This window comes from Campylobacter sp. BCW_4321 (assembly GCF_001763075.1).
Lineage (GTDB): Bacteria > Campylobacterota > Campylobacteria > Campylobacterales > Campylobacteraceae > Campylobacter_D > Campylobacter_D jejuni.
This window is the reverse complement of record NZ_MJYA01000048.1, coordinates 1-3,490: the sequence shown is the minus strand read 5'-3', so window position 1 is coordinate 3,490 and position 3,490 is coordinate 1. Positions and strand designations below refer to the sequence as shown.

At 43.8% G+C, this 3,490-nt stretch carries 2 rRNA genes; both read right to left on the bottom strand.

The window, feature by feature from the left end:
- Positions 1-17: 17 nt before the first annotated feature.
- Positions 18-134, bottom strand: a 5S ribosomal RNA gene (gene rrf / locus AJN58_RS06075).
- A gap of 295 nt (positions 135-429) precedes the next feature.
- Positions 430-3,487, bottom strand: a 23S ribosomal RNA gene (locus AJN58_RS06070).
- Between the last annotated feature and the right edge of the window lie 3 nt (positions 3,488-3,490).

Here is a 3,490-nt window from a genome sequence, read left to right as displayed (position 1 = left end):
AATGAAGACATTTAACAAGTCCGCAATGAGCTACTTTCCCCCTGCCAGTAAGGCGTAGTATCATCACCCACGATGTGCTTAGCTTCTTGGTTCGGGATGGAGCAAGGCGTTTCCACATCTGTATAATCACGGACATTGTTATTTAAATATTCTTTGAAAGATTGAATTTAAAAAATAAAGCTTAATCTTTTTATTTCTTTACTTTTTTCTTTATTCTCTTTCTTCTTTTGTTTTTCTTTCTTCTTTACTTATCTTTTATCTTTGATAAGTTTTTATATAGAATACTTAAAAAACAATGTTAAGAGCAAGTTCTAATATAAACTTTACTTGAAAGATTTTATTAGCTTAAAAACATAATGTTTATATAAATATTTCATATAAAACATTCAAAGCTTTATAAAAACCTTAACAAGGAAGTGATGCTTTATTAAAGATAAGCCAAACGCTCTATTAGTACTGGTCAGCTAAAGGACTTTCATCCATTACACACCCAGCCTATCAAACTAGTAGTCTTCTAGAGAGCTTAGAGAAGATTCATCTTAGAGTTGGCTTCACGCTTAGATGCTTTCAGCGTTTATCCTTTCCAAACTTAGCTACGCTGCGATGCTCTTGGCAGAACAACAGCTACACCAGTGGTTTGTTCAACCCGGTCCTCTCGTACTAGGGTCAAATCTCTTCAATCTTCTTACGCCCACGGCAGATAGGGACCGAACTGTCTCACGACGTTCTGAACCCAGCTCGCGTACCGCTTTAAATGGCGAACAGCCATACCCTTGGGACCTGCTCCAGCCCCAGGATGCGATGAGCCGACATCGAGGTGCCAAACCTCCCCGTCGATGTGAGCTCTTGGGGGAGATCAGCCTGTTATCCCCGGGGTACCTTTTATCCTTTGAGCGATGGCCCTTCCACACAGAACCACCGGATCACTAAGACCGACTTTCGTCTCTGCTTGACTTGTATGTCTTGCAGTTAAGCTGGCTTATACCTTTATACTCTACGAACGATTTCCAACCGTTCTGAGCCAACCTTTGTAAGCCTCCGTTATTATTTGGGAGGCGACCGCCCCAGTCAAACTACCCACCAGACATTGTCCCACTTGAGGATAACTCAAGCTGGTTAGCTACCCAAATAAGAAAGAGTGGTATCTCAACAACGGCTCATATACAACTGGCGTCATATACTCAAAGCCTCCCACCTATCCTGCACATTCTTATCCAAGTAGCAGTGTCAAGCTGTAGTAAAGGTCCACGGGGTCTTTCCGTCTTGCCGCGGGTAGGAGGAATTTTCACCTCCACTACAATTTCACTGGATCCCTCTTTGAGACAGCTCCCATCTCGTTACGCCATTCATGCAGGTCGGTATTTAACCGACAAGGAATTTCGCTACCTTAGGACCGTTATAGTTACGGCCGCCGTTTACTCGGGCTTCGATCAAGAGCTTCGCTAATGCTAACCCCATCAATTAACCTTCGAGCACCGGGCAGGCGTCACACCCTATACATCCTCTTACGAGTTAGCAGAGTGCTGTGTTTTTGGTAAACAGTCGGGAGGGACTCTTTGTTGTAAGTTTCTTCGCTTTCGGAGTAAATCCTAGTACGAAGCTAACCACACCTTATACCGAAGATACGGTGCTATTTTGCAGAGTTCCTTAAAGAGAGTTCTTCCACGCGCCTTAGAATACTCATCCCACCCACCTGTGTCGGTTTACGGTACGGGCAACATTAGCTAAACTTAGAAACTTTTCTTGGCTCGACGGCATCAGGGGTTCTTCTATCCATCCGAAGACTTCAAAAAGCCTTTCAGTTCTCGGAGTGTTCTTATACGGATTTGCCTATATAAGCTCCTACGACCTTAGACTAGCACTTCCATCCGCTAGCCCCCTTAGCCCTAAGCGTCCTTCCATCGCACACTAATGTTGGTATTGGAATATTAACCAATTTGCCATCGTCTACCCCTTTCGGACTCGACTTAGGACCCGACTAACCCTACGATGACGAGCATCGCGTAGGAAACCTTGGGTTTACGGCGTTAATGATTCTCACATTAATTATCGCTACTCATGCCTGCATGCTCACTTCTATTCGCTCCAGCACTCCTTACCGGTATACCTTCGACGCAAGTAGAACGCTCTCCTACCACTTGCACACAACTTAAACTACTTAACTTTAGCCTAAGAATATTTTTATTGATTTTACTAAGTTTTATTTCTATCTTTACTCTATAAAAATCAGTAAAAATATAACTTAAAACATATAACTTAGTTTTTTATATTCTCAACTTAAATAATCTAAGTTGTGTGCAAGTCTACAGCTTCGGTACTTACTTTAGCCCCGTTATATTTTCCGCGCAAAATCACTAGACCAGTGAGCTATTACGCTTTCTTTAAAGGATGGCTGCTTCTAAGCCAACCTCCTGGTTGTTTAAGTAACTTCACATCGTTTTCCACTTAAGTAAGATTTAGGGACCTTAGCTGGTAGTCTGGGTTGTTTCCCTCTTGACGACGGATTTTATCACTCGCCGCCTGACTGCTGTGATTACATATAAGGTATTCGGAGTTTGATAGGGTTTGGTACATTGGTGTATGCCCTAGCCCATTCAGTGCTCTACCCCCTTATATTACGACACAACGCTATACCTAAATATATTTCGGAGAGAACCAGCTATCACGAAGTTTGATTGGCCTTTCACCCCTATCCACAAGTCATCCCGGGGCTTTTCAACGCCTATGGGTTCAGTCCTCCACTAGTTCTTACACTAGCTTCAACTTGCTCATGGATAGATCACTTCGTTTCGGGTCTGCAGCATCTGACTAAGCGCCCTATTCAGACTCGCTTTCGCTACGGCTTCGCGTTTGCTTAACCTTGCCAGACACCACAACTCGCAGGCTCATTATGCAAAAGGCAGTCCATCACACTGTATTGCTACATAGTGCTCTGAATGATTGTAAGCAAATGGTTTCAGGTTCTATTTCACTCTGATCACCTCAGTTCTTTTCACCTTTCCCTCACGGTACTTGTGCACTATCGATCTGGTATTAGTATTTAGGGTTGGATCGTGGTCGACCCGGATTCAGACAGGATTCCTCGTGTCCCGCCCTACTCAGGATACTGCTAGCTAAGCTTTGTTTTTCGCATACGGGACTATCACCCTCTATGGCTATACTTTCCAGAATGTTCTGCTAAACTCAGCTCTTGCACATTGCAGTCCTACAACCCCCAGTGCAAGCACTGGGTTTGCCCTCTTGCGCTTTCGCTCGCCGCTACTGACGCAATCTCTATTGATTTCTTTTCCTGAGGGTACTAAGATGTTTCAATTCCCCTCGTTCGCTCCTATATAGGTAATGTATATCTCTATACATTGGGTTGCCCCATTCGGAAATCTACGGATCAAAGCTTCTTGACAGCTCCCCGTAGCTTATCGCAGTCTAGTACGTCCTTCATCGCCTTTACCAGTCAAGGCATCCACCATTCGCTCTTAGTAGCTTACCTTTT